Genomic DNA, 21393 nt, shown 5'->3' on the forward strand with positions numbered 1-21393 from the left:
TCGTCTCACGCACGCGTGCCGCTGCCCTGCTCGGTATGCGCGCTGCCGTTGTCATTGAGCAGTGAGGCCAGGGTCTCGGCATTGAGCGAGGGCACCTGGAAGCGCACGCGTTCGGGGTCGAAGACCACGCCGCGACTGTCGCTGTAGTAGTCCACCGGCACGTTGAGACCCAGCGCGAGATTGCTGCCCACCTCGCGCTGCGCCAGCTGCCAGTCCTTGCGCCAGAGTTCCCAGTTCACGCCCAGCGCACCGGCGATGACGCGCGCATAACCGTGCACGTCGAACTTGAGCTTGGGCGAGAGCGAGGCATTGAGATCGGCATGCAGATGCAGGCCGCTGCTCGCGGTCCAGTCCAGATCCACGCCGGTGCGCGCGCGCGTTTCCACCGCCACGCCGGCACTCACGCCCAGGCCTGCCTCCAGGGAAATCACCGCGCCGGCGGCCAGGCCCGCATCCATGCGCGCGTCCACGCCGGCAGCGGCCGGCACTTCGAAATTGGCATGACCGGTGATGTGCAGGCTCTCGGGCTGCGCGGGATTGAAGTCCACCACGTTCACTTCCGCCGTGGTCAGCTGGCCCGGACCGATGTGCGCATAACCGTCCACGCCGCCGCTGATGTTGAGCGTCACGCCCATGCCCGGCGCGCCCACCAGCGGAATCGACAGCGTGGGCATGGAGAACAGGCGGCGGCGGTCGCGCGGCGCGGCCGGATACTGATCGAACACGGTCACCGCCGCCGGCGTGCCGATGCGGCCGCTGATCAGCAGGCTGCCATTGGGCCGCACGCGGATGCCTACACCGCCCTGCAGCCATTCGGTGACACGCGCATTGAGCGTGCCGCTGCCGTAGAGGCGCAGCTGATCACCGGGCTGATCGCCGGACAGCTCGCCGTTGTCGCTCACCGCGCGATTGGTGAGGCCCACGTTGACGTTGCCCGAGAAGATGCTGCGCGCGTAGCTGGCGCGGATCTCGCCGTCGAACAGGCCGTTGTTGTAACGCAGGTGGATATTGGGGTTCAGGCCCGGCAGATTGGGCTGGATATCGCCTTCGGCCGAGACCTGCCAGGCCTCGTCGCGCTGCTGCAGCTGTGCGTGCACGCGGCCGCCGCTGAGGCCTGGAATGCCGGCGGCCAGATTCAGATCGCCGGCAATCAGCAGCGAGTTGCCGCCGCTTTCGTCCGGGCCGTAACGCACCGCCAGCCCCGCGCTTTGCACGCCGGGGATGTTGGGCTGCACGCTGCCTTCGGCATTGAACACGCCCTGGTCGTAGCGCGCCGTCACCTGCGCGCTGCGGATGCCGCGGATCTTGTTGGGATTGGTGATGCCCAGGGTGCCGCTGGCGCCGAAGCCGCCGGTGGAGCGATACCAGACATTGAGATCGGCGCGGTCGAACAGACGCGGATCGGCACGAAAGCCGCCTTCCAGCTGGAACTGTCCGGCGCTGTCCACGCCGGCCTGCAGCGAGCCCTGACCGAAGTTGCGGATGGTGAATTCCGCACCGCCCGCGACACTGAAATTGCTGCCGTCATAGCCGAGCGTGATGCTGGCGCTGTCCACCGACAGCCCCGGCACGCGCACGCGCTCGGCCAGCGCGCTGGCGTCCACCGTGTAGTAGAGACCCAGACGGCCGTCGCGGATTTCCGCCGGCAGGCGCAGGCCGGCGAGCGCCGGATGACTGGGCGAGATGAAGGAACGCGCATACACGCCGCGACCCACGCGCAGCTCCTCGATGGCCATCGGGCTCAGCGGCGTGAACTGCGCGGGAATACTGTTGGGTGGCGGGGCTGCCGCGCCACTGCCGGCAGCCGCCGTCGCGCCGCCGGTGGCGGTGGCCGGCGGCACCGGCGTGGCGGCGATGCGCACCGCGAAGTTCTCGCGTGCCTTGACGATGGGCAGACGGTGGCGCATGCCGGCCGGGAAGGTGACGGCGGGGCCGAGATTGAGCGTGCCCTCCAGCTGACCCACCGCCGCGCCTGCGGGCGGCGTGGTGGTGGCCAGAGAGGCGATGGTGATGCCCGGATCGAGCGTGGCGGCGTCGATGCTGTAGCCGGCAATCGCGCCGGCCTGCGCGCCGCCCACCGTCAGCGTGTTGCCGCTGACCGCGAAGCGGCCGATCACCATCGCCCCGGTGGGCGACTGCAGCGCGATCTGCGAGGCCGTGCCGGCGAGATTGCCGCTGCTGCCCGGCAACAGGCGCGTCACATGTTCCAGCTGATTGATCGCACCCTGACTCCAGAAGCTGGAGCCTTCCTCGCGCCGCGCCGACTCGCGGCCGCGGATCTGCACGCTGGTGAACACGACATCGTAGTTGTCCTTCACGAAGTCGGCGGTGGGCGTGGCGGGGATGCTCAGGCCCGGCGAGGCGGGCGGCGGTGTGCTGACCAGGCTGGCGCGGATCGCGCGATTGATTTCGTAATTGAAGGACGAACCGACGCTGCCGTTATGCGTCTGATTGAGCAGTTCCAGATTCGTGATGTCGTCCTGGCCGCCCAGCTGGAACTCGATCATGTGGTCGACCTGATAGTTCTCGCTCGCGCCGGTGATGCTCCAGTCGGGAATCTTCAGCGTGCGGATCAGCTCGGCATCGGTGGTGGCGCTGAGCGTGCGCACGGTGGCGCCGCCGGCGGCCTGCAGCGGAAGGCTCCAGGGATTGCCCGGCGCCGGACGATAGGGCGTCAGCGCGGCGTTGTTGAGCGGTGTGCCGGTGAGCACGCCATTGAGCCAGTTGCTGACCTGCGCGGTGGCGCGCGTGGCGGCGTTGTAGCCGCGTGGGCGGCGCAGGGTGCTGGGCGTGGTGCCGGCCTTGGCGGCATAGGTGGGCGAGTGCCGCGCCTTGATCGGCGGAATCTGCAGGGCCACGCTCACGCGATACTCGGGCGCACCCGGCGTGGCCGCGCCGCCGCTGCCCGCGCCACCGGCGGGTGCGCCGCTGCCGGCGGCGGGCGCCGCCACGGTGGCGACGCTGGCGCTGCTCGGCGGCGGACTCGTGCTGCTGCCGCCGGGCGGCGTGGTGATGCGCATGATGCTGCGCGACACGCCGTTTTCCTGCTGCACGACATGGGTCAGCTCATGCGCGAGCAGACGCTTGCCTTCGCGGCTCTGCGGGTCGTACTGCCCGGCGGCAAACACCAGATGCTGGCCGCGCGTGAAGGCACGCGCCTGCAGCGCACGCGCGGCGGCGTCGGCGGCGCCGTCGGTGTGGATGCGCACCGCGCTGAACTCATGCTGCAGCTGCGGCTCGAATTCGCTGCGCACCTCGGCGGGCAGGGCTTCGCCGGGACCGAGTCGTGACAGCGGATCGTCGTGGCCGGCGCCGGCCTGTGCGGCACCGGCGGGCTTCTGGCCTTGCGCCTTGCTGCCGGCCTTGTTGCCGGCGTTCTGCGCGGCGGCCGGCGGACGCTGCGTCGTCACCGCGGCGGTGTGCATGGGCGCTGCCTTGGGCGCCGCGGCTTGCTGCATGGCGGTGGCGGCGGCCGGCGTGGCGCCGGCGGCGCGGGCGCTCTGCGCCGGCGGGGCACCGGCATGGGCATCGGCCTTGCGCGCCACCGGCTCGCTATCCTTCTTTTCGCGGGTCTCGGTCTTCTCCGATCCCGCACCGCCGCCCAGCACCTTGCCCATCAGCGCCGAGGTATCGAGCTTGGGCAGCGAAAACTCCGGCGGACTGAGGCTGGCCTTGTCGGTCTTGCTGTTGTAGCCGGCCTTGATCTTTGCATCGAGCGAGATGCCGGGATCGAGTTCCACCTTCGGACCGTTGAACTGCTTTTCCCAGAGCGTGATGGTGTTGACCAGCAGATTGGCCTCGGCATACAGCTTGCCGTTGAGGCCCAGCGAGAGCACGGGCTTCAGGCTCACGCCGACATCGCCTTTCACGTCCAGGCCATCTCCCAGGCTCCAGGTGAAATCGGCATTGGCCTCGATCTGCGGCTTGACGCCCACTTCCGCCGTCATGCCGACGCTGCCGCCGAAATTGGCGATGGCCGCGCTCACCGCCAGACGCGCATCGATGCCGGCGGTGAGACCCACATAGCCGGGCACGATGAACTTGCCGCCGCCCTTGAAGTGCAGCTGTTCCAGGGTCACTGCCTGCGGATCGAATTCGGCGATCTCGATGTGCACGCCGCTGAGCGTGCCGGGTCCGACCCAGGCATCGCTGTACAAGCCGCCCTTGATCGACACGTTCACGCCGACGGCGACGCTGCCGACGGTGATGCCCAGGCCCGGGACCGGCACCGGCGGCGAGGTCATGTCGAACAAGGTTTTCTTCGACTCGTTCTCCGGCGGATAACGCTTGAACAGATCGGTGCTGGCCAGTTCCAGACGGCCCTTGATGCGCGTGCTGCCATCGGGCAGCAGGCGCACGCCGGCCTTGCCCTTGAGCTTTTCGGTGAGCTTGGCGTCGATCTCGGCATTGCCGAAGGCCTTGTAGCTCTTGCCGCCTTTCTTGCCGACCAGCTGGCCCTTGTCGTCCACCTCGCCATTGGTGACACCGGCGGTGACCTTGCCGGAGAACACGCCGCCGTTGTCGAAGCCCAGCTCGCCCTGGATCAGCACCAGGCCATCGTCGTAACTGCCCTTGAGATTGCCGGACAGACCCTTGAGGCCGGGCAGCTTGGGCGTGATGTCGCCGCTGCCGGAGAGCTTGTACTCGCCGCCGCGATCCTCCAGCTTGAGCGTGAGCTTGGCGGCGTCCACGCCGGGCAGCTTGCCCAGATCGGCCTCGCCGCTGATGGTGGTGCCTTCGGGCTTCACCTCCAGTCCCAGCTTCACGCTCTTCACGCCGGGGATGTCCACCTCGGCGCTGCCATCGGCCTTGAAGGCGCCGGCATCGTACTTGGCGCTCACATGCGCGGACTTCAGGCCCTTGATCTTGCCGGGCTTGGTGATGGCCAGATCACCGCTGGCGCCGAAGCCGCCCTGTTCGCGCCACCAGGCCTTGATGGTGGCGGTGTCGAACATATCGGTGTCGGGCATCAGCGTGCCTTCCACGCTCACGCCCTGCGCCTCGCTCCAGCCGGCACGCAGCTGGCCGCCGCCGAATTTCTTGATGGTGAAGTACACCGAGCCGTCGACACCGAAGCCATTGCTCAGCGAATAGCTGACTCCGACTTCGGCTTCGTTGATGTCGATGCCCGGCGCCTTGAGCTCCAGGTTGTCGCTGCCGTAGGACATGCGGAAGCGCACATCCTTGCCGTACAGGCCGACCTCGATGGGCGTCTTGAACAGGGAGATCGAAGGCTGCAGCGAACCATCGGCGCGCAGCTGGCCGTCCTCCACGCCCACCGAGCCGAACTTCACCGGACTCAGGTGCTTGAATTCCAGATCCGCCGCGCCGAGCTTGCCGGGATAGCCGCGATACTTGCCGTTGCCGGCGAGTTCGATGGTCTGCTGGGGATCGGCGGGCTTCCACTTCTCCGCCAGATTCCATTCGCCCTTGATCGTGCCCTGTCCGGCCAGCGCATTGCTGAACTTGATGCTGTGCATCGAAAAGCCGGCGATGGCGCTCTTGGCCACGCCGTCGATGTTGTATTCGCCCTGCTTGGGATCGGTCTTGATGCGCTGGATCACCGCGCCGCCGGGCGCGGCCAGCAGCAGGAATTCCTGATCGGTGCCTTCGCGATCATCGGGCGGTGAGGGCTTGATCTCCTCCACCGGCAGCGCGTCGATGATTTCATCGCGATACCACCAGGACGAGGCGGCGGCGCCACCGGCCAGGGTCGCTTCCACGCTTTCGAAGAACAGCGTGTGCTGCTCCAGGAAGTCGCTCTTGCTCGGCACCGGGTCGAAGGTCTTGAGCCAGGCCTCGACCTTGTTGTGGATGCTGTTGCTGATGATGGGGCCGGAGCTGCCGTTGCTGGGCTGATCCAGCAGCTCCATGTTCTTCAGATCGTTGCCGGTGCCGGTGCCATTCTCGCCGGAGACCTGCAGTTCGACGATGTGGTCCACCTGATAGCCGGTGCCGATGGCCTTGCCATCGCGGCTCCAGGTGGGAATCTGCAGCTTGGTCTTCAGGGCATCGATGGTGATGTCCTGCTTCACGCCATTGCCCAGCTGCAGCGGAAAGGGGCTGTCATTGGTGGTCGGCGGCGTGATGCCGCGCCCCTGGAGGCGTGCGCGCAGGCGGGCCTCGTCCACCTGCACGCCGGACTTCCATTTCGCGGCCTGCCCGGGACTGCCGCGCTTGTAGTCGCCCTTGCGCGCCAGCGTGCCGAGCATCTGCTGGTAGTAGGGCAGGTGCCGCGCCTTCACCGCCGGAATCTCCAGAGTCAGCATCTTCTTCTGGGCGGCGGCGGTGGCAGCGGCGTCCTTGGACTTGAAGCTGGTCGGCGCGGCGGGATCGATGTGCCGCGCGATGCCCATCGGCGAGCGCTGGTGCTGCACCACGTGCGTCAGCTCATGCGCGAGCAGGGCGCGGCCGCTGCCGCTGTTCGGGTTGTAGCTGCCGCTGGCGAAGAACACATCGTTGCCGCTGGTGAAGGCCAGCGCGCCCAGGCCCTTGCACAGCTCATGCGACTGCGCATCGTGATGGATGCGCACCTGCGCGAAGTCCTGCCCGAACTGCTGCTCCAGGCGCGCGCGCAGATCCGGTTCCAGGGCCTGGCCACGTCCCAGCTGATTCTTGATGCGCTGCTGGATCTGCTCGCTGTCCAGCGCCGGCGGTCTGGCGTCCTGGGCATCGCGCTTGGTCTTCACGTCCAGCGCATCGGGGGCGTGCTGCTGCGCCGGCGCCACCGCGCGCGCCACCGGGGTTTCGGCGTTCTTCTGTGCCGCTGCGGCCGGCGCCGGCGTGGCCGGCTTGCTGTCCTTTTTCTGCTGCGTGTCCGGTGCCGCGGCATTGGCGTCGAGCTTGCGCGCGACGCGATCGGCCACCGCATCGGCCTCGCGTTCCACGGCATCGCCGGGCTGGCTCACTTCCAGCTTGGCGCGCACCGCCATGCGATCCGCGCGCTGCGCATGGCCGGCGGGCGCCTGTGCCGCACCGGCCTTGCCGCCGCCATCGGCGGCTTTCTTCTGGCCCTCGCCGGGACCGGATTTCTGCCCGGCCTTCTGCGGCTCGCTCTTCGGTGCCTTGGGCGCTTTGTCCTGAGTCTTGTCCTTGGCCTTGTCGCCGCCGGGGTCCGCCGCCTTGCCGGCGGCTTCGGCAGCGCCCTTGGCCTGCTTGCCCGCAGCCGGCGCGGCGCCCGCCGCCGGCGCAGGACCGGCGGGTTTTTTCTTCTGCTCAGGCGCAGCGGGCGCGGCCATGGCGGGCCTTTGTTCAGCGCTTGCGCGCGCTGGGCTTGCGGATGGTCTTGGGCGCCGCCGGGCCGCTGGCGCCTGCGGCTGCCGCTGCGGCGACGGCATCGGCGACGGGCACCGCATCGCTGCTGACTTTGTTGTCGGTGGGCGGCGCTTCATCGCAGCTGACCAGCAGGAAGCCGCCGTCGAAGTCACGCTGTGCAAACCACGGCGCTTCGGGCAGCGACTTCACGCTGCGCGCACCGCGCGACTCGATCAGGGGCTGCAAGAGCTGCAGCAGGCGTTTGGCGCGCTCATGGTTCTGCCAGTTCTGGCCGGTGACGGGCGCGCGTTCCCAGAGCAGCACGCCGGCCAGATAGTCGGCGGGCTGCGCCTGTTTCCAGTCGCTGAGAATCTCGTTCTGGCTTTCCGTGGGCGAGCTGGCGGCATCGTGGTAATGCAGCACATCCACGCGCTGCGGTGTCGGCAGACTGGTGCCGGGCGCCTCGCCGAGGCTGAGCATCTTGAGAATCTTCAGCGCTTCCTCGCGCGACTTGGCGCGGTAATGCCAGGTCTGGAAGGCGTCGATGCTGCTGGCCTGCGGGCAGCCGCAGTCGCTGTCGCAGCGCAGCGGCGCGCGGCGGCGGAAGGCCAGCCAGTCGCGCGTGGCGCGCACGCGCAGCACACCGTCGGCCGGCGCGCTGTCGGGGAACAGGCGACGGCGTGCGCGCGCCAGGAAGGCATCGTCCTGCGCGGCATCGGCGATCTGCGCCAGGGTGTTGAGCGCGTTCAGGCGCAGCGGGCTTTCCGGCTGCGGCGCCGCGCCCAGCTCCTGCAGACGCACATAGGGATCGATGTCGGGCGCGGACTGTTGCGCGTAGCTCAGCTTCCTGACTTTCTCATGCAGCATGTCCTGCTTGTACACGGTGCCGCTGAAGGCGTCCTGATAGGGGCCGAACACCGCCTCGCGCGGCTGCTCGCCCCAGCTCGCGCCCAGTCCGGCGTCGCTGTCGCCGGCGGCGGCCAGCAGCGTGCCGCTGCGCGCATCGCCCTGGCGCATCAGGCGCAGGGGCAGGGTGTAGCTGCCGTTCTTGGTGGTCTCATCGTCCGGTGTCTTCTCGGTCATGGCGAGCTGCATGCGGATGCTCACCTCGGCGCCCTGGATGCGCGCGCTGACCTTGTACAGCGCGCCGACCGTGAGCCGGCCTTCGCCGAAGAAGCTTTGCAGCTGCGTCTGCGGCTGGCCGCTACCATCGTCGAGCGTGGTGAGCAGGCGCAGCTCCAGACTCAGGGGCAGCTCCTCGCCTTCGGCCTGCGTGAACGGGTCTTCGGCAATGCTCAGGTCCACATACAGGGCGCTGAGCGTGCGCTTGCGGTAGGCCATGGCGCCCTGCGCATCGCTCTGCTGCTTTTCCATCTCGGACTTGAGCTGCCGCGCATAGAACAGCTTGCCGGCATCCGGCTGGCAGACCAGGCTCAGGCGCGCGCCACCGGTTTCCAGCGGCATGCTGCGCGCCAGCCCGGCGAAGTCGCTGCTCTCGACATCGTCCTCGGTGTCGATCTGGTAGGACTCCATCCGGATGCTGTCGTCGCTCTTCTGCTTTTTCTGAATGAAGTCCTGCTGCAGGTCCTGCTTGCTGTTCACCATCAGCAGCTCGGGCAGCAGGCGCATCAGCTCGCGGGCGCGCAGCGCCACCTGCCAGTAGCGGCCGGTGTCGGTGGACACCGCGTCGAGCAGCTGGCCGTCGGGAACCAGAATCTCCACGTCCTCCTTGTTGCCCGGATCATCCAGGCCGCGCGTGAGGCTGATGCGGTCCAGATGCTGGGCGTCTTGAACCGCGCCGGCGATGGCGTCGGGCCGGCAGGTGCAGAAGTACAGGTTCACGCCTTCGCCGAACAGGCGCTGCATCTGCTCGTTGATCGCCTGCTGGCTGAGCTGCACCGGCAGATAGCCGGCCGGCGGCAGTTCCACGAAACCGCTGCTGAGCAGCAGGCGGTTGGGCGTGTAGGTCTTCATCGCGCCCTGCGCATCGACCAGCTTGCCGGCCAGCTTGTGGATGCGTTGATAAGGCTGCTCCAGCATCTGGATCATCTCGCCGGCCTGCTCCTTGCCGCCGAGCAGTTCCATGATCTTGCGATTGCCGGCCTCGTACTTGGCGCGCGCGGCCTCCAGCTCGCGCGCCGAATCGATCAGCAGCTGGCGCAGCTTGTCGCAGTCGCTGTCCAGGGGCGTGAACGCCGTGCTGCCGGCCTCGAAGGCGCCGGAGAGCTGACACTGGAACTGCAGGATCTGCGCGATGAACACGTTCCAGGGCCGCATGCGCATGCGGCCCTGCCAGTAGCCGCGCGCCTGCGCGTCCATGCGTTCGCGTCGCGCGCTCCAGGCATCGATGAACAGCGTGCTGCCGCCCTGGCGCGCGAGCAGGCCGATGGGAACCTCGTCGCGCGTGTACAGCGCGGCCGGCTGACACCAGACCTCGCAGTTCAGGCCCTGCGCGTTGAGCAGCGACTTGCTGAGCCAGGGTTCGCTGGCGAAGTAGGCGCTGGCCATGCGGTTGCGCAGATGCGTGGCGCCCAGGCTCACCGCGCTGCTGTCGGGCAGGCTCAGGCTGATGGGTCGCAGGCGCAGCATCAGGCCTTCCTTGAAGTAGGGCTGCTGCGAATCCGTGACGCAGGCGTCCTCGCAGAGCTTGCCGTACACCTCTTCCTGTCCGCACAAGGCCTGCACGGGCCCCACGGTGATTTCGTACCAGTCGCTGACCACGCTGGCCACGCCGGAGCCCTCATCCTTTTTCTTCTTGCACTCGCAATCGCCGAAGGCCTGATTGCCGGCCACGCTGTCGGGATTGGGCGGCGAGGGCTGCGCGCGCTTGATCAGTTCGCCGAGGCTGGCGCTGAGCTCGTGCTGCAGCAGCACGGTGCTGCCAGCCGGCGTGATCGCCAGGCCTGAGCTGAGTTTCAGCGTGTCGCCGGACAAGCCCAGGCCCAGGCCATGCACCACGCCCCAGCCGCCGGCGAGATTGCTCAGGCGCACCAGCTGACGGTGATAGTCCTGTTCCAGGGTGAGGGCATCGGCACGCAGATACTTGCCGTCGAAGTAGTGCAGGCGGGTGAGGCTGGCATCGCTCTCGATGCTCGCCAGGCCGTCCTGCACCGCGCTCGTGGTGGTGGTGTCGCCCATGATCAGACTCCGGAAACGGGGAAGAAGAAATCGCTGCCCTGGCCATCGGGCATCTGGATGCCGGCGGCGCTGCCATCGCTGCCGCGCAGGGCGGCGGCACCGCTGCCGCGGATACCGACGCGCAGCGCGCGGCCGGCGGCGGGCGCGTGATCCAGCGTCAGGCTCACGCGCTGCTGCGCGTTGTCGTAGGCCGCTGCGCTGAGCGTGAAGTCCTGCCACTGCCCGGCCGCATCCTGCTGGCTGCACACGAAGGCGCCGGACTGCACGCTGGCGGCATCCAGCGCGCGGTCGAGGCGCAGCGTCAGCTGCGTGCCGGAGACTTGTGCGCCGCCGCTCTTCAGCAGCGGGCCGGTGGCGGGCAGCACATCGCTGCCGGAGAAGACCGGCAGCTGCTGCAGCAGCTGCGCGGGCAGCAGGGTCTGGCGGCCGTCGATATCGATGCCGCCGACCTCGGCCTGCAGGACATCGCCGTTCTTGTGCAGATGCACGCCGGACAGCCGTGCCAGCACCAGGCAGTCGGCGGTGGCCCTGCCGCTGCCATCGCCGGCATCGTCCGGTGGGGGCCAGCTCGCCTGCGGCAGCGGGTCCGTGGTGGCCGCGGCGGCGCGTGCGCTCGCCGCCTGCCAGAGCTTGGCGCGCGCGGCCGGCAGCTGCGCCTTCGCGAGCATGGCGATGGCGGCGAGCTGTGCGGCGAGCCAGACGTCATCGCTCAGCGTGCAGCCCTGCGCATCACGCGCCGGCGCGTCCAGGCCGCCGAGCAGGCGCAGCAGGTGATAGGGCGCGAGGGGCGCCTCGCTGGCCGCGCCGCTCTTGCGCCGCACCAGCAGCAGCTGCGGCGCCTCGCAGATGCGCGAGTAGGCGAGATTGGCGCTGCCCGGCGCGCAGGCATCGGCTATCGCCGGCACCGCGCGGGACAGGCAGTTGCGATAGCAGAGCAGGATTTCGGCGTCGAAGCTGGCATCGTCCTTGTCGGCGATGTCGGCAAAGGCCTCATCCTCGCGATGCAGCTGCCACCAGGCGGCGAGGTCCAGGCATTGCGCCTCGGCCAGCTGCAGATCGCGGCCGAGGCGGTCGAGCGCATAGCCGGCGCCGACTTTCAGCTGCCGCTGCGCGGCATCGAAGCTCACCGCATAGCCATGCACCACGCCAAAGCCGTGCAGCGCGCGCTGATGACGGCGCAGGCGGCCGACATGAAAGCCCTGCTCGGTGCGGAAGTCATCGACGCCCAGCAGCATGCCGTAGTGATAGTGGATCGCGCAGTCGGGGCTGTCCGGCAGCGCATCGCCGCAGGGCCCTTTGCTGCTGCTCTGCGTGCCGCCGCAGCCGCAGCCCGTGCCGGGATTTTCCAGTGCGCCCATGTCTTGTACTCCTTAGTGCGGGCCTGCGCTCAAACGGCGGCGACGAAGCGCGCGATGCTGCCCGCGCGGCGCGTGCTCAGCTCGGTTTCACGGCGCAGGGCGTCGGCGCTTTCGCCCAGGCCCTGCGTCAGCAGATCCAGGCCGCGCTGCTCGGCCGAGACTGCATCCAGATTGCCGGCCAGCGCCGCTTCGGCCGCGCTCAGATTGCTGATCAGCGTGGCCGGCACCAGCTTCTTGAACGCGTCCAGCTCATCCAGCGCGGCATCGAGCGTGTCGAGCGGATCCCAGAGCGCATCGCTGGCGGCGGCGAACCAGCTGCGCAGCAGCGCGAGCTTGGGCGCCAGCGCGGTGACCGCGTTGTTCAGGGTGGTCTGCGCCGGATCGATCTTGTCGTGCAGGGTCTTGAGCGCGGCATCGGCGGCGATCAGCGCCGCTTCGCTGGCATCGGGCTTGGCGATCTGCGCCGCGCGCAGGGCGCGTCCATAAGCGCTCTGCGCATCCAGCAGCGCGGCCTGCGCCTCGTCGCGATCCTTGAGCAGCTTCAGCGCCGCCTCGCGTTCGCCGCGCAGGGCGGCATCGCCGTCGGCCTTGAACAGCTTGGCCTGCGCGGCGGTCAATGGCGAGGTGCTGCGCGCGGCCAGCGCCGTCAGCACTTCCTCGTCGCGCGCCAGGCGCGGCGGTGCCAGCGCCAGGTTCTGCAAGGCGGCGACGGCCTGCTCGAAGGCCAGCTTGAGGCCGGCGGTCTTGTCGCTGTCGCGACCGCAGGCCTCGGCTTTCAGACGCTGCTGGCGCTGCGCCTCGCTGGTGTCATCGCGGCTGAGCGTCAGCAGCTTGGCGCCGAGCTGGCGGCGTGCGCGCACCCGCGTCAGCAGATCGAACTTGGGATCGGCATTGCCGGGGAAGTCGGCTTCGATCTTCGCCTTGGCGGCGGCGCCGACGCCGGCGATCAGGGCTGCGGCCTGCGCCGGCACGTCCTTGAGCGCGCCGCTGCCGGCCGAGCTGATCCAGTCCTGACGCTGCGCGCGCGCCTTGTCCTCGGCGTCACGCGCGGCCTGCGCGGCGCTGCGCCGCGCCTGCAGCGCGTCCAGGCGCGCGCCCAGACGCAGGCACAGCGCCTGCGCATCACGCAGCGCGGTCTCGCGCTGCACGTACAGCGCGGCCTGCACGCGCGCCTGCAGCACCGCGTCGCGCATCTGCTGCAGCAGCGGATCGCTGTCGGCAGGCATGGCGATGCCGCCCAGGGCCTTGCGCGCGGCGTCCACCGCCTTGCGCGCCGCGTCCAGGGCATCGCCGGTCTGCGTGTAATCGTTCTGCGCGCTCTGCTGCGTGGCCTGGGCATTGGCCAGCGCCGCGCGCTGCGCCAGCAAGGCGGCATCCAGACGCGCCAGCTCGGCGCTCCAGTAGGCACTCAAGGTCGTGGGGGCTGGCATGTGCTGCTCCTATTGCCGCAGATGAGTCGTGGGGGAGGCATCGGGCCGCGTACGCGGCGGCAGGCCGGGAAAGGCCTTGCCGGCTTTTTCGTACTCGCGCTCGATGGCACTTAAAAAATGCGTCTGACGGATCGCCGGACGCTCGCCGCCGCGCTGGGCGGCGGCGAGAAAGGCCGCCGCCAGCGCCGCGTTGCGGATCTGCGCGCCGGAGAGCGCATACCAGTCGGCGAGTTCGGCGAGGTCGGTGTCGCTGTGCAGCGGCGCTTCGGCCGGCAGATGCAGACGCCAGAGCTGTTCGCGCGTGGCCTGATCGGGTTCCGGGAATTCGACGATGAACTCGAAGCGGCGCATGAACGCCTGATCCAGGCTCGCGCGCAGATTGGTGGCGAGGATCGCCACGCCCTCGTAGCGCTCCAGACGCTGCAGCAGGAAGGCGGTTTCCAGATTGGCGTAGCGGTCGTGCGCGTCGCCGCCTTCGCTGCGCCGTCCGAACAGGGCATCGGCCTCGTCGAACAGCAGCAGCGCGCGCGAGCGCTCGGCCAGATCGAAGACCGCCGCGAGATTCTTCTCGGTCTCGCCCAGCCATTTCGACACCAGGCTGGAGAGATCCACGGCCAGCAGATCCACGCCCAGGCTGCGCGCCATGGCTTCGGCGGCCAGGGTCTTGCCGGTGCCGGGCGGCCCGAAGAACAGCATGCGCAGGCCACGACGGTTCTGGCAGCCCTGCTCGAAGCCCCAGTCGTCGAGCACGGTGAGCTGCTGCTGCACGCGCAGCACCGCCTCGGAGAGCTGCTGCGCGGCGCGCTGCGGCAGCAGCAGATCGCGCCACTGCGCGCGCGGCAGGATGCGCCGCACGCCGGGCCGCGCGCGCCAGCTGCTGCGCGCGCGCAGACAGTCGCCGATGTCGTCGAAGTCCAGGCGCGCGTCCTCGCGCTCGGCGGTGCGCTGACGCAGCGCCAGATCGCCGAGCAGGCCGCGCGCCTCATCGGGTTCGATGGGATAACGCGCCGCGAGCAGGCCGGCCTGTTCGCCCAGCTGCGGCAGCAGGCTGCGCCACATGCTGCGCCGCGCGCTCGCCGGCAGGGCCTCGATGCGCAGGCACAGCAGCGGCAGGTTCAGTTCCGGCAGGCTGCTCTCCTGCGTCGCGCCCAGCAGCAGTGGCCCGGGCCAGGGCAGCTGCGCCGGCAGCGACCAGCGCAGGCCACCCTGATCGGGGCTTTCCTCGTCGAGGTCCAGCCAGGGACAGGCCTGCAGCGCGAAGGCCGCGCAGCAGGCTTCCAGCGCCAGACTGCGCTTGGCGGCCTCGCTGCCATCCGGCGGCAGGCGCACGCGCACCGCGGCGCGCGGCAGCTGGCCCAGCAACAGGCGCGCGCGCGTGGCGCGCATCGCCGCGCTGCCGCCGAGCAGCACGATCGCGCAGGGCTCGCCTTCGCGCAGGGCGCGCAGCGCATGCTGCACCTCGCTCTGCGCCAGCCAGCTGTCCAGGCCGGGCACGCTGGCAAAGCCGGGCAGCAGTTCGCTGCGCGGCAGCTGCGGCGCGCGCGCCTGCAGCGCTGCCCAGACGCCGGGACCGAGCAGGAGATTGCGGCTGTGCCAGGGGCCTTCGCCTTCCAGCTGCAGCAGGCCCAGCGTGGCCAGCGGCGTATGCACCAGCAGTTCTTCCACGGCCTCGCGTGTCGCCTGCACGGCCGCTTCATCGTCACCGCATTCATGTTCCAGCCAGTGCAGGGCCAGACTCACGCTGGCACAGCTTTCACCGCGCGCATGCAGCAGGCGGCAGAGCGTGGCGTAACCCTCGTGCAGCTCGGGCAGGGCGGCGAGCAGCAGCAGATCGGCAAACAGCTGTGCGTGGGCCGCTTCTTCGAGCATCGCCGTGAGCCGCTGCAGCGGATGATCCGGCGGCAGTTGCGCCAGCGCCGCGCCCGCCGCGCTGCGCTGCGCGTAATCGCGCGCGAAGCGCAGCGCGGCGCCCAGTTCGGTGTCCTGGCCGCCGGCATCGGCGCTGCCGAAGCGCGCCTGCAAGGCTTCGGCCAGACGCAGGCCGGTCCGTGCCAGCGCAAGGCGCGTGTGCTCGCGGGTGAGCGCTGCCAGTTCCAGGGTCTCAGTCATAGACAAACCTCATCACGCAGCCCAGCCAGGGCAGGTAGCCGGGGTCCAGATCCAGGGCGGCGCGACGGATGCGGACATCGGCCTCGCGCGCGGCCATGTGCAGCTCGATCCAGCCCGGCTCGAACACGATCCCGGCGCGGCGATGCAGCAGCCAGGGCAGCAGCGGGGGTTCCTGAGCCTGCCAGTCGAGGCGCTTCTGCAACAGCAGCAGCAGGCGTTCCTGCAGTGACTGCAGTTCGGCCTGCTGCGCCTCGGACAGCGGCGCGGCATCCTCGTCCGCCGAGGCCGGAGACCAGCCGCCGCAGAAGGCGCGCAGCGCCGGGTCGCGGGCATCGATCTGCAGCGGGCCGAGGGCCAGACGACGCAGCAGCTGTGGCGCGCTCAGCGCGCCGCTGCGCAGGCTCGCGCCGTCCAGCAGACCGGCTGCCGGCAGCAGGTTCAGCAGGAACAGCAGGCCGGCCTGCGCGCTGCTCTGCGATTCGGCAGCCTGCGGCAGCTCGGGCGGCGTGCGCGGCGCAGAAGCTTCATCGTCCGTGCCTGCGCGCGCCGGCGCAGGCTTTGCGGTGCCCGCTTCGGCAGTGCCTGCGGCGGCCTGGAGCTGGCGGCGTGCGCTCAGGCGCGCCGCGGTCGCCGGCACCGGCGGCGTCATCGCGCGCAGCTGCGCGGCGGCAGCCTGCAGCGTGTGCTGGCGCGCGGCATCGCCTGCTGCGGCCGGTTGCGCGCAGGCGGCGAGCAGAACCAGCAGGGCCTCGCGGCGTTGCGCAATCAGCTGCGGCTGTTCGCGCAGCAGCGGCAGCAGCAGCGCCAGCTCGGCGCTGTGCGGCAGCGGCGCCGGCGTGGCCGCATCCGCTGCCGGCGGCTGCAGGTAAGCGCGGCTTTGCGGACAGGCCTGCAGCAGCTGTCGCCACTGCGCCGGCGTGTAGGCGCGCAGCAGCAGCGCGAAAGCGCCGTTCTGCGGCTGCGCCTGCAGCAGGCGCATCAGCACCGGCCAGATCAGTTCGGTTTCGCGGACCAGGCTCTGCACGGCGGACTCGCGCAGCTCGGCGATGCTGCTGCTTTCGGCCCAGGCCGGCAGCAGGCGCAGCTGCTGCCAGGCCCAGAGCCGCTCGCGATCATTGGCGGCGAGGCGGTAGAGCAGATCGGCCAGCGCTGCGCGCCGCTGCGGATAACGCAGCACATGCCGTTCCGCGCTGCTGCCATGCAAGGCGGCGTCGAGGGCTTCCTGCAGTGCGGCGCGGAACATGACCAGGGCCTGGGCGCTGCCATCCTCGGCCTGCAGGCGGCCGCGCAGCTGCAGGCTGCGCACGCAGATCAGCTCTTCGCTGTCGTGGACGGGATCGGGCGCTTCGCGCAGCTCGTCGAGACCTTCATGCCAGGCGCGCAGCTGCTGCGCGCTCAGGGCCTGCGGGCTGTGGAAGCGGTTGCGCCAGCGCGCGATGCTCAGGCTCATGTTGCGTCTCCCTGGCGCTGCCACTGTCCCGGCGCGGCGGCATCAGGCGCGCTCTGCGGCGCCGGACGGCCGAGACGGTAGCCGCGACCGAGCACGGCCTCATCGAGAATCAGCGGCGAGAAGCCCGAGCTGTGGCCGATCACCGCCGCCAGATCGCTGTGCAGACCCAGACCCACGCGCGCGCCGGTGGCGGCGGTGCACAGATCGAACATCGTGTGCGCGGGCTTGTGGGTTTCGATCAGCTTGCGCAGCGCGCGCAGCTGCTCGTCGGAAAGATCCGCCACCACAGTGATGCTGAAGCGGTGCGCGAACTCGGCGAAGTCCCCGGCGCTGGCCTGCGCATCGATGCCGGCCGGCGCCTCGCTGGCCAGGCTGCCGCCGACGCGAAAGCCGGCGCCGAGCACCGCGCCGGCGCTGCGCGCCTGCGCATTGCCGTAGACGCCGCCCTGGCGCAGGCGGAACTTTTCGATGATCAGCACTTCGCCGCCGCTGAAGATTTCCACCATGCGCTGCAGCGCCGCCGGCGTGCCGCGAATCGCGAACAGCGCGCTGGCCTCGCGCAGCATCCGGCGCTTGGCGCGTTCCGGCCAGCAGGGATCCATGACCAGGCCGAGCAGGCTGCCCAGCCAGTCCAGGGCCTCGGGCGGCGCGATGCGCGGATCGAGCAGGCGATGACGCTGCGCCGAGACCTCGCCCCAGTCCTGCAGCATCGCCGCCGAGGGCATCAGATACCGCGCGAGAAAATCCGCGGCCTGCGGTTCGCGCCAGAGCGTGCGCGGCAGCTGGCGCAGCAGCTGATGACGCGGGTATTCGATGCGGGCGCTGCGCAGCCGCGGCGTCTGGCTCAGGCTGCCTTGCAGCTCGAACATCAGCCACAGATAGCGGCCGGGCGGCGCCATGATCGGCGCGTCGTACCAGGCGAAGCCGGCGGCGGGCTGCAGGCGCAGCGGCTGCGGCGTGGCGGCCGCAAAGAGTTCCTGCGCGGCGCCGGCCAGCTGCCAGTCGAGCCTGGAGACCAGCGGCGTCTGCGCCTCGAGCTCGATGGCGCTGAGCGTTTCGCCGGCCGGCGGCTTGCGGCTCAGCGCATCGTGGTAATCCAGATCATCGCGGCTGAGCGCGTAGAAGCGGATGCGCGTGCCGGCCGGCATGCAGGCCTCGATGCGCAGACGGCCCCATTCGTTCTGCTCATGGCCGCAGTCCAGCGCAAAGCCATAGACGCGGCCGCTTTCCAGATAACGCGCGCGTGCCGGCGCGGCGTGGCGCAGGCCGCGCGCGCTCCAGTAGGCGACGCGGCCATCCGGCGAGCGGGCGATGCCGCGACCATCGTAGTTCGGTGCCTGCAGCGCCGGCAGCGGGCTGAGCTGGCGCTGCTGCAGACGCCAGCAGAGAAAGTCCTCGCCGGGACGGCGGGCGCTGATCAGACGCCAGCCGTAGCGTGCATCAAAGCCGTCGAGCAGCAGATCGCCGGCATAGGGCAGGGGCAGCTTGAGCAGGGCGTCGGCCTGCGCGATCAGATAGGCATCGGCCCGTCCGGCGCGGCACAGGGCCAGCAGCAGCGGCGCGGCGTTCTCGCGCAGCGCCACTTCCAGGCGCTGCGCCTCGGCCAGCGCCGGCCAGTGCAGGCGCTGCGGCGCGGCGCAGGCGCTGAAGGTCCAGACCGACTGCGCGCCGCTGGCATCGGCATCGAGCAGGGCGTAGACCAGGCCATCGGCGTAGCAGAGATCCAGCACCTTGGCCGGCAGCTCGCAGCGCTGCACCACTTCGTGCTGCCAGCTGTCGATGCGCCACAGCGCGTAGAAGCTGCGGCCGTCCACGCTCTGCGGCTGATCGTCGCTTAAATACAGATAGTCGCTGTCATCGCAGACCAGGGCCTGCGGTGCCTGGGGCAGCGCGCCGGCACCGGCGAAATCGCCGGCGGTGCTTGCCGAGGATTGCAGGCGGTAGGCCTGCGGCTTGTCGCCGTGCACGTTCAGCGCCGTGCGCTTGCCCCAGAGCAGAACCTCCAGCGTCCTGGCCTCGCGCTGCACGTGATACAGGCGGCAATGACGGTCGAAGGCCAGGCCCGCGTAGCCATCCAGGTAGGGTGCGGGATCGGCGCTGCTCAGCGCCGCCTGCGTCTGCGGCGCGAGCGTGACGATGTCCTCGCTCAGCGCGGCATCGTCGAAGCCGCAGCGCAGCCACTGCACGCGTTCGCGCATCAGGAGTTCGCCGGCGGCTGGCGTCAGGCGCATGGGCGGTTTGCTCCCGTCGCGCTCCAGCGTAGCTGCGTAGGGCGGGTTAGCGCGTAGCGCGTAACCCGCCTGCGGCGCGGCAAATGGCGGGTTACGCGCTGCGCGCTAACCCGCCCTACGAGACTCGCTGCCATCGCTACGCGACGCGGGAGAGGGAAGCGGGAAGTTGTGTTCGTGGTGATGGCCATGGCCGCGCTCATGCGCTCAGCACGCCTCGCGCAGCACAGGGATCGGCACGGCCGGATCGCTGTCGGGCGGCGGCAGATCGGCGCCCGGTTCCGGCAGCGCCGTGTTGTCATCGACGATGCTCACCGCCGCCAGCTCCGGCACTTCCCAGCTCTGCAGCTCGACGCTGCTCCGGGTCTGCCAGAGGCCTTGTGCGTCCTGCGCGGCGAGGCGCAGCTCGCTGACGTATTCCACGCCTTCGACCTGCATCGCCGCGCCTTCGAGTTCGCGGTCGAACACGCGCCGGCCCAGCGGCCAGCCGCGACCATCGGGGCCGTAAGGCGGCAGCGGCGCCAGATACTGGCGCAGCAGCAGCTCGGTCCAGTCGCGCACCGCGTCCAGGCCGTAGCCGTCCTTGACCTTCAGCGCCAGCGATACCGCGATGCGCCGGTACGTGGGCGGAATCACGTACAGCTCGGTGGTGACCAGACGCTTGCTGTCCAGCCACTGGCAGACCTGCTTGAGCTGATAGGCATCGGGCTGCGGGGCATTGGCATGCAGCGCGTCCTGCGCCGGCCAGATCACCACGCTGACCACGCCGGCGCGCGGCGAGACCTGCTGCGGGGCGTAGAACAGCGGCAGGCATTCGGCGCGGCCCAGCTGCACGCCGGGCGTCATCATCGCCAGTTCGGAAAAATCATCGCGCGTCACCGCGCGGCTGCGACGGCGCAGCTCGCCGGGAATGCGCAGCAGGCCTTCGGCGATGCTCTCGCTGTCGGCGCCGCCCTGCGCGGCAAAGGGATTGGCCAGGGTGAAATTGCCGCTGGCGGCGCGCTGCATCGGCGCCGGCGGCGGGGCGATGGCCGCCAGCGCCGTGGCGAACTTGTTGATGGCCTGCGCCGGCACATTGCCGGCGCTGCCGCCGCCGTAGCGATAGCCCAGCACGCGCACCCGCTCGCCCAGCTGCGGGAAGCGTTCGCCGAACATCACCGTGCCGGCTTCGGCATCGATCATGAAGTGACGATCATCCGCGCCGCTGGCGTCGAGATCGTCCTGCTGCTGCCAGTCGGTCCAGACCTTGTTCTCTTCCACCTGCAGCTGCACGGGATGCAGTGCGTCGCTGAGCAGCGGCGTGTTGGCGAGCTGGAAGCCCTGTCGCGGCTGACCGTTGCCGCTGCCCAGCAGCTCGGCGCTGGCCGGCGTCACCGCGCTGAACTGACGGCATTGCACGGCGTTGACGCAGATCAGCCGCGTGGCGCCGATGCGGCTTTCATCGCTGCGCCAGACGCGCAGCCAGAACCACAGCTGCTTGGCGCGGGCCTCGTCCAGCTGCGGCGGGAATTCGCCGCTGCCGGCCAGCGCCGGATCGTCGGCCTGCGGCACGCCCAGCAGCGTCAGATCCTCCGGCAGCTCCACGCGCACCACGCCCTCCTGCGTGAAGCCGGCACTGGAATCACCGGACACGCGCAGGTTCAGATAGCGTGGCTGCTGCTGCGCGTCGAGCGCCGCCAGCGAGGCGCGCCATTGCAGGCCCGGACCGCGCGCCGATGGGCCATCGCAGGCGCTGATCTGCGCCAGCGTCGGCGTGACGGCCGCCGGTGAATAACCGATGTTGAGCCGCACCGCGCGGCCCTGCGGCGGCGTGAGCGTCAGCGCCGGGTCCTTGAGCACCGCGATCCACACGCAGCCATCGACGCTGGCGGAGAAGTCCAGCGCCGGCGAGCTGCCGTCGGCTTCCAGCAGCACATTGCGGTAGGCCGCCACCTTCTTGAGCTGCGCATCGCGCTGTGCCAGCGCATCGATGCTGGCCTGCACGGCCGCGTGCAGCTCCGGCTCGCTGGCCTCGTCGGGCAGGGTGTCGGCCTGACGCGAGACGCTCACGCAATCCACCGGCCAGATCTGCGTTTCGGTCTCGACGGTGAAGGGCAGCTTGCCGGCCTTGAGCTGATCGCCCACGGCCAGCGCCACGCCGCCGGGCAGCTTGCCCGTGCAGCGCAGCAGGGCGCTGGCGGCCTGCGCCGGACGCAGCGGCAGGTTCAGCAGCTTGAGGAAGGCCAGCTGCGTGGCTTCGGGAATCTGGTTGAAACGGAACTGCAGGCCCTCGCCGAGATAGGCATACAACTCCAGCAGCGTGATCGCGGGATCACTGCGGTTGTAGTCAGTCCACTCGGGGTTGTAGACGCGGATGCGATCCACCAGCTCCTGGCGGAGCTGATCGAAGCTGCGGTCATCGAGGACTGGGGCGATCAGCGGCATGG

General features: G+C 69.9%; 8 protein-coding genes. All 8 read right to left on the reverse strand.

The features are described from left to right. Positions 1–5 precede the first annotated feature (5 nt). The 8 genes from BMY12_RS00180 to BMY12_RS00210 all read right to left on the reverse strand — a co-directional run bounded on the left by BMY12_RS00180 (position 6) and on the right by BMY12_RS00210 (position 21391). On the reverse strand, positions 6–7238 hold the full coding sequence (locus tag BMY12_RS00180; RefSeq protein WP_143068783.1) for an eCIS core domain-containing protein: 7233 nt from the start codon (positions 7236–7238) through the stop codon (positions 6–8). Positions 7239–7251: 13 nt separating this feature from the next. Next, positions 7252–10392, reverse strand: coding sequence for a hypothetical protein (locus BMY12_RS19820; protein WP_143068784.1), 3141 nt, complete (start codon positions 10390–10392; stop codon positions 7252–7254). Between the two features lie 2 nt (positions 10393–10394). After that, the gene (locus tag BMY12_RS00185) at positions 10395–11750 is read right to left on the reverse strand and encodes a hypothetical protein (protein WP_093280524.1); all 1356 of its coding nucleotides are present in this window, start codon (positions 11748–11750) and stop codon (positions 10395–10397) included. A 29-nt stretch (positions 11751–11779) separates the two neighbouring features. Next, positions 11780–13180: a hypothetical protein gene (locus BMY12_RS00190; RefSeq protein WP_143068785.1), complete on the reverse strand. Its 1401-nt coding sequence runs from the start codon at positions 13178–13180 to the stop codon at positions 11780–11782. 9 nt (positions 13181–13189) lie between these two features. Then, complete coding sequence (locus tag BMY12_RS00195) at positions 13190–15289, reverse strand: ATP-binding protein (RefSeq protein WP_093280526.1); 2100 nt, start codon at positions 15287–15289, stop codon at positions 13190–13192. Further along, positions 15282–16739, reverse strand: coding sequence for a hypothetical protein (locus tag BMY12_RS00200; protein WP_093280527.1), 1458 nt, complete (start codon positions 16737–16739; stop codon positions 15282–15284). The genes BMY12_RS00195 and BMY12_RS00200 overlap by 8 nt, the downstream gene beginning before the upstream one ends. Further along, on the reverse strand, positions 16736–18970 hold the full coding sequence (locus BMY12_RS00205) for a phage tail protein (protein ID WP_093280528.1): 2235 nt from the start codon (positions 18968–18970) through the stop codon (positions 16736–16738). The genes BMY12_RS00200 and BMY12_RS00205 overlap by 4 nt, the downstream gene beginning before the upstream one ends. 204 nt (positions 18971–19174) lie before the next feature. Continuing rightward, on the reverse strand, positions 19175–21391 hold the full coding sequence (locus BMY12_RS00210) for a putative baseplate assembly protein (protein WP_177188764.1): 2217 nt from the start codon (positions 21389–21391) through the stop codon (positions 19175–19177). Positions 21392–21393 lie beyond the last annotated feature (2 nt).

The sequence above is a fragment of the Solimonas aquatica genome (assembly GCF_900111015.1).
Lineage (GTDB): Bacteria > Pseudomonadota > Gammaproteobacteria > Nevskiales > Nevskiaceae > Solimonas > Solimonas aquatica.

Bases quoted from the DNA above. Each gene is read 5' to 3' on its own strand.
- BMY12_RS00180 (WP_143068783.1), bottom strand. From the start codon at position 7,238: ATGGCCGCGCCCGCTGCGCCTGAGCAGAAGAAAAAACCCGCCGGTCCT.
- BMY12_RS19820 (WP_143068784.1), bottom strand. From the start codon at position 10,392: ATGGGCGACACCACCACCACGAGCGCGGTGCAGGACGGCCTGGCGAGC.
- BMY12_RS00185 (WP_093280524.1), bottom strand. From the start codon at position 11,750: ATGGGCGCACTGGAAAATCCCGGCACGGGCTGCGGCTGCGGCGGCACG.
- BMY12_RS00190 (WP_143068785.1), bottom strand. From the start codon at position 13,180: ATGCCAGCCCCCACGACCTTGAGTGCCTACTGGAGCGCCGAGCTGGCG.
- BMY12_RS00195 (WP_093280526.1), bottom strand. From the start codon at position 15,289: ATGACTGAGACCCTGGAACTGGCAGCGCTCACCCGCGAGCACACGCGC.
- BMY12_RS00200 (WP_093280527.1), bottom strand. From the start codon at position 16,739: ATGAGCCTGAGCATCGCGCGCTGGCGCAACCGCTTCCACAGCCCGCAG.
- BMY12_RS00205 (WP_093280528.1), bottom strand. From the start codon at position 18,970: ATGCGCCTGACGCCAGCCGCCGGCGAACTCCTGATGCGCGAACGCGTG.
- BMY12_RS00210 (WP_177188764.1), bottom strand. From the start codon at position 21,391: ATGCCGCTGATCGCCCCAGTCCTCGATGACCGCAGCTTCGATCAGCTC.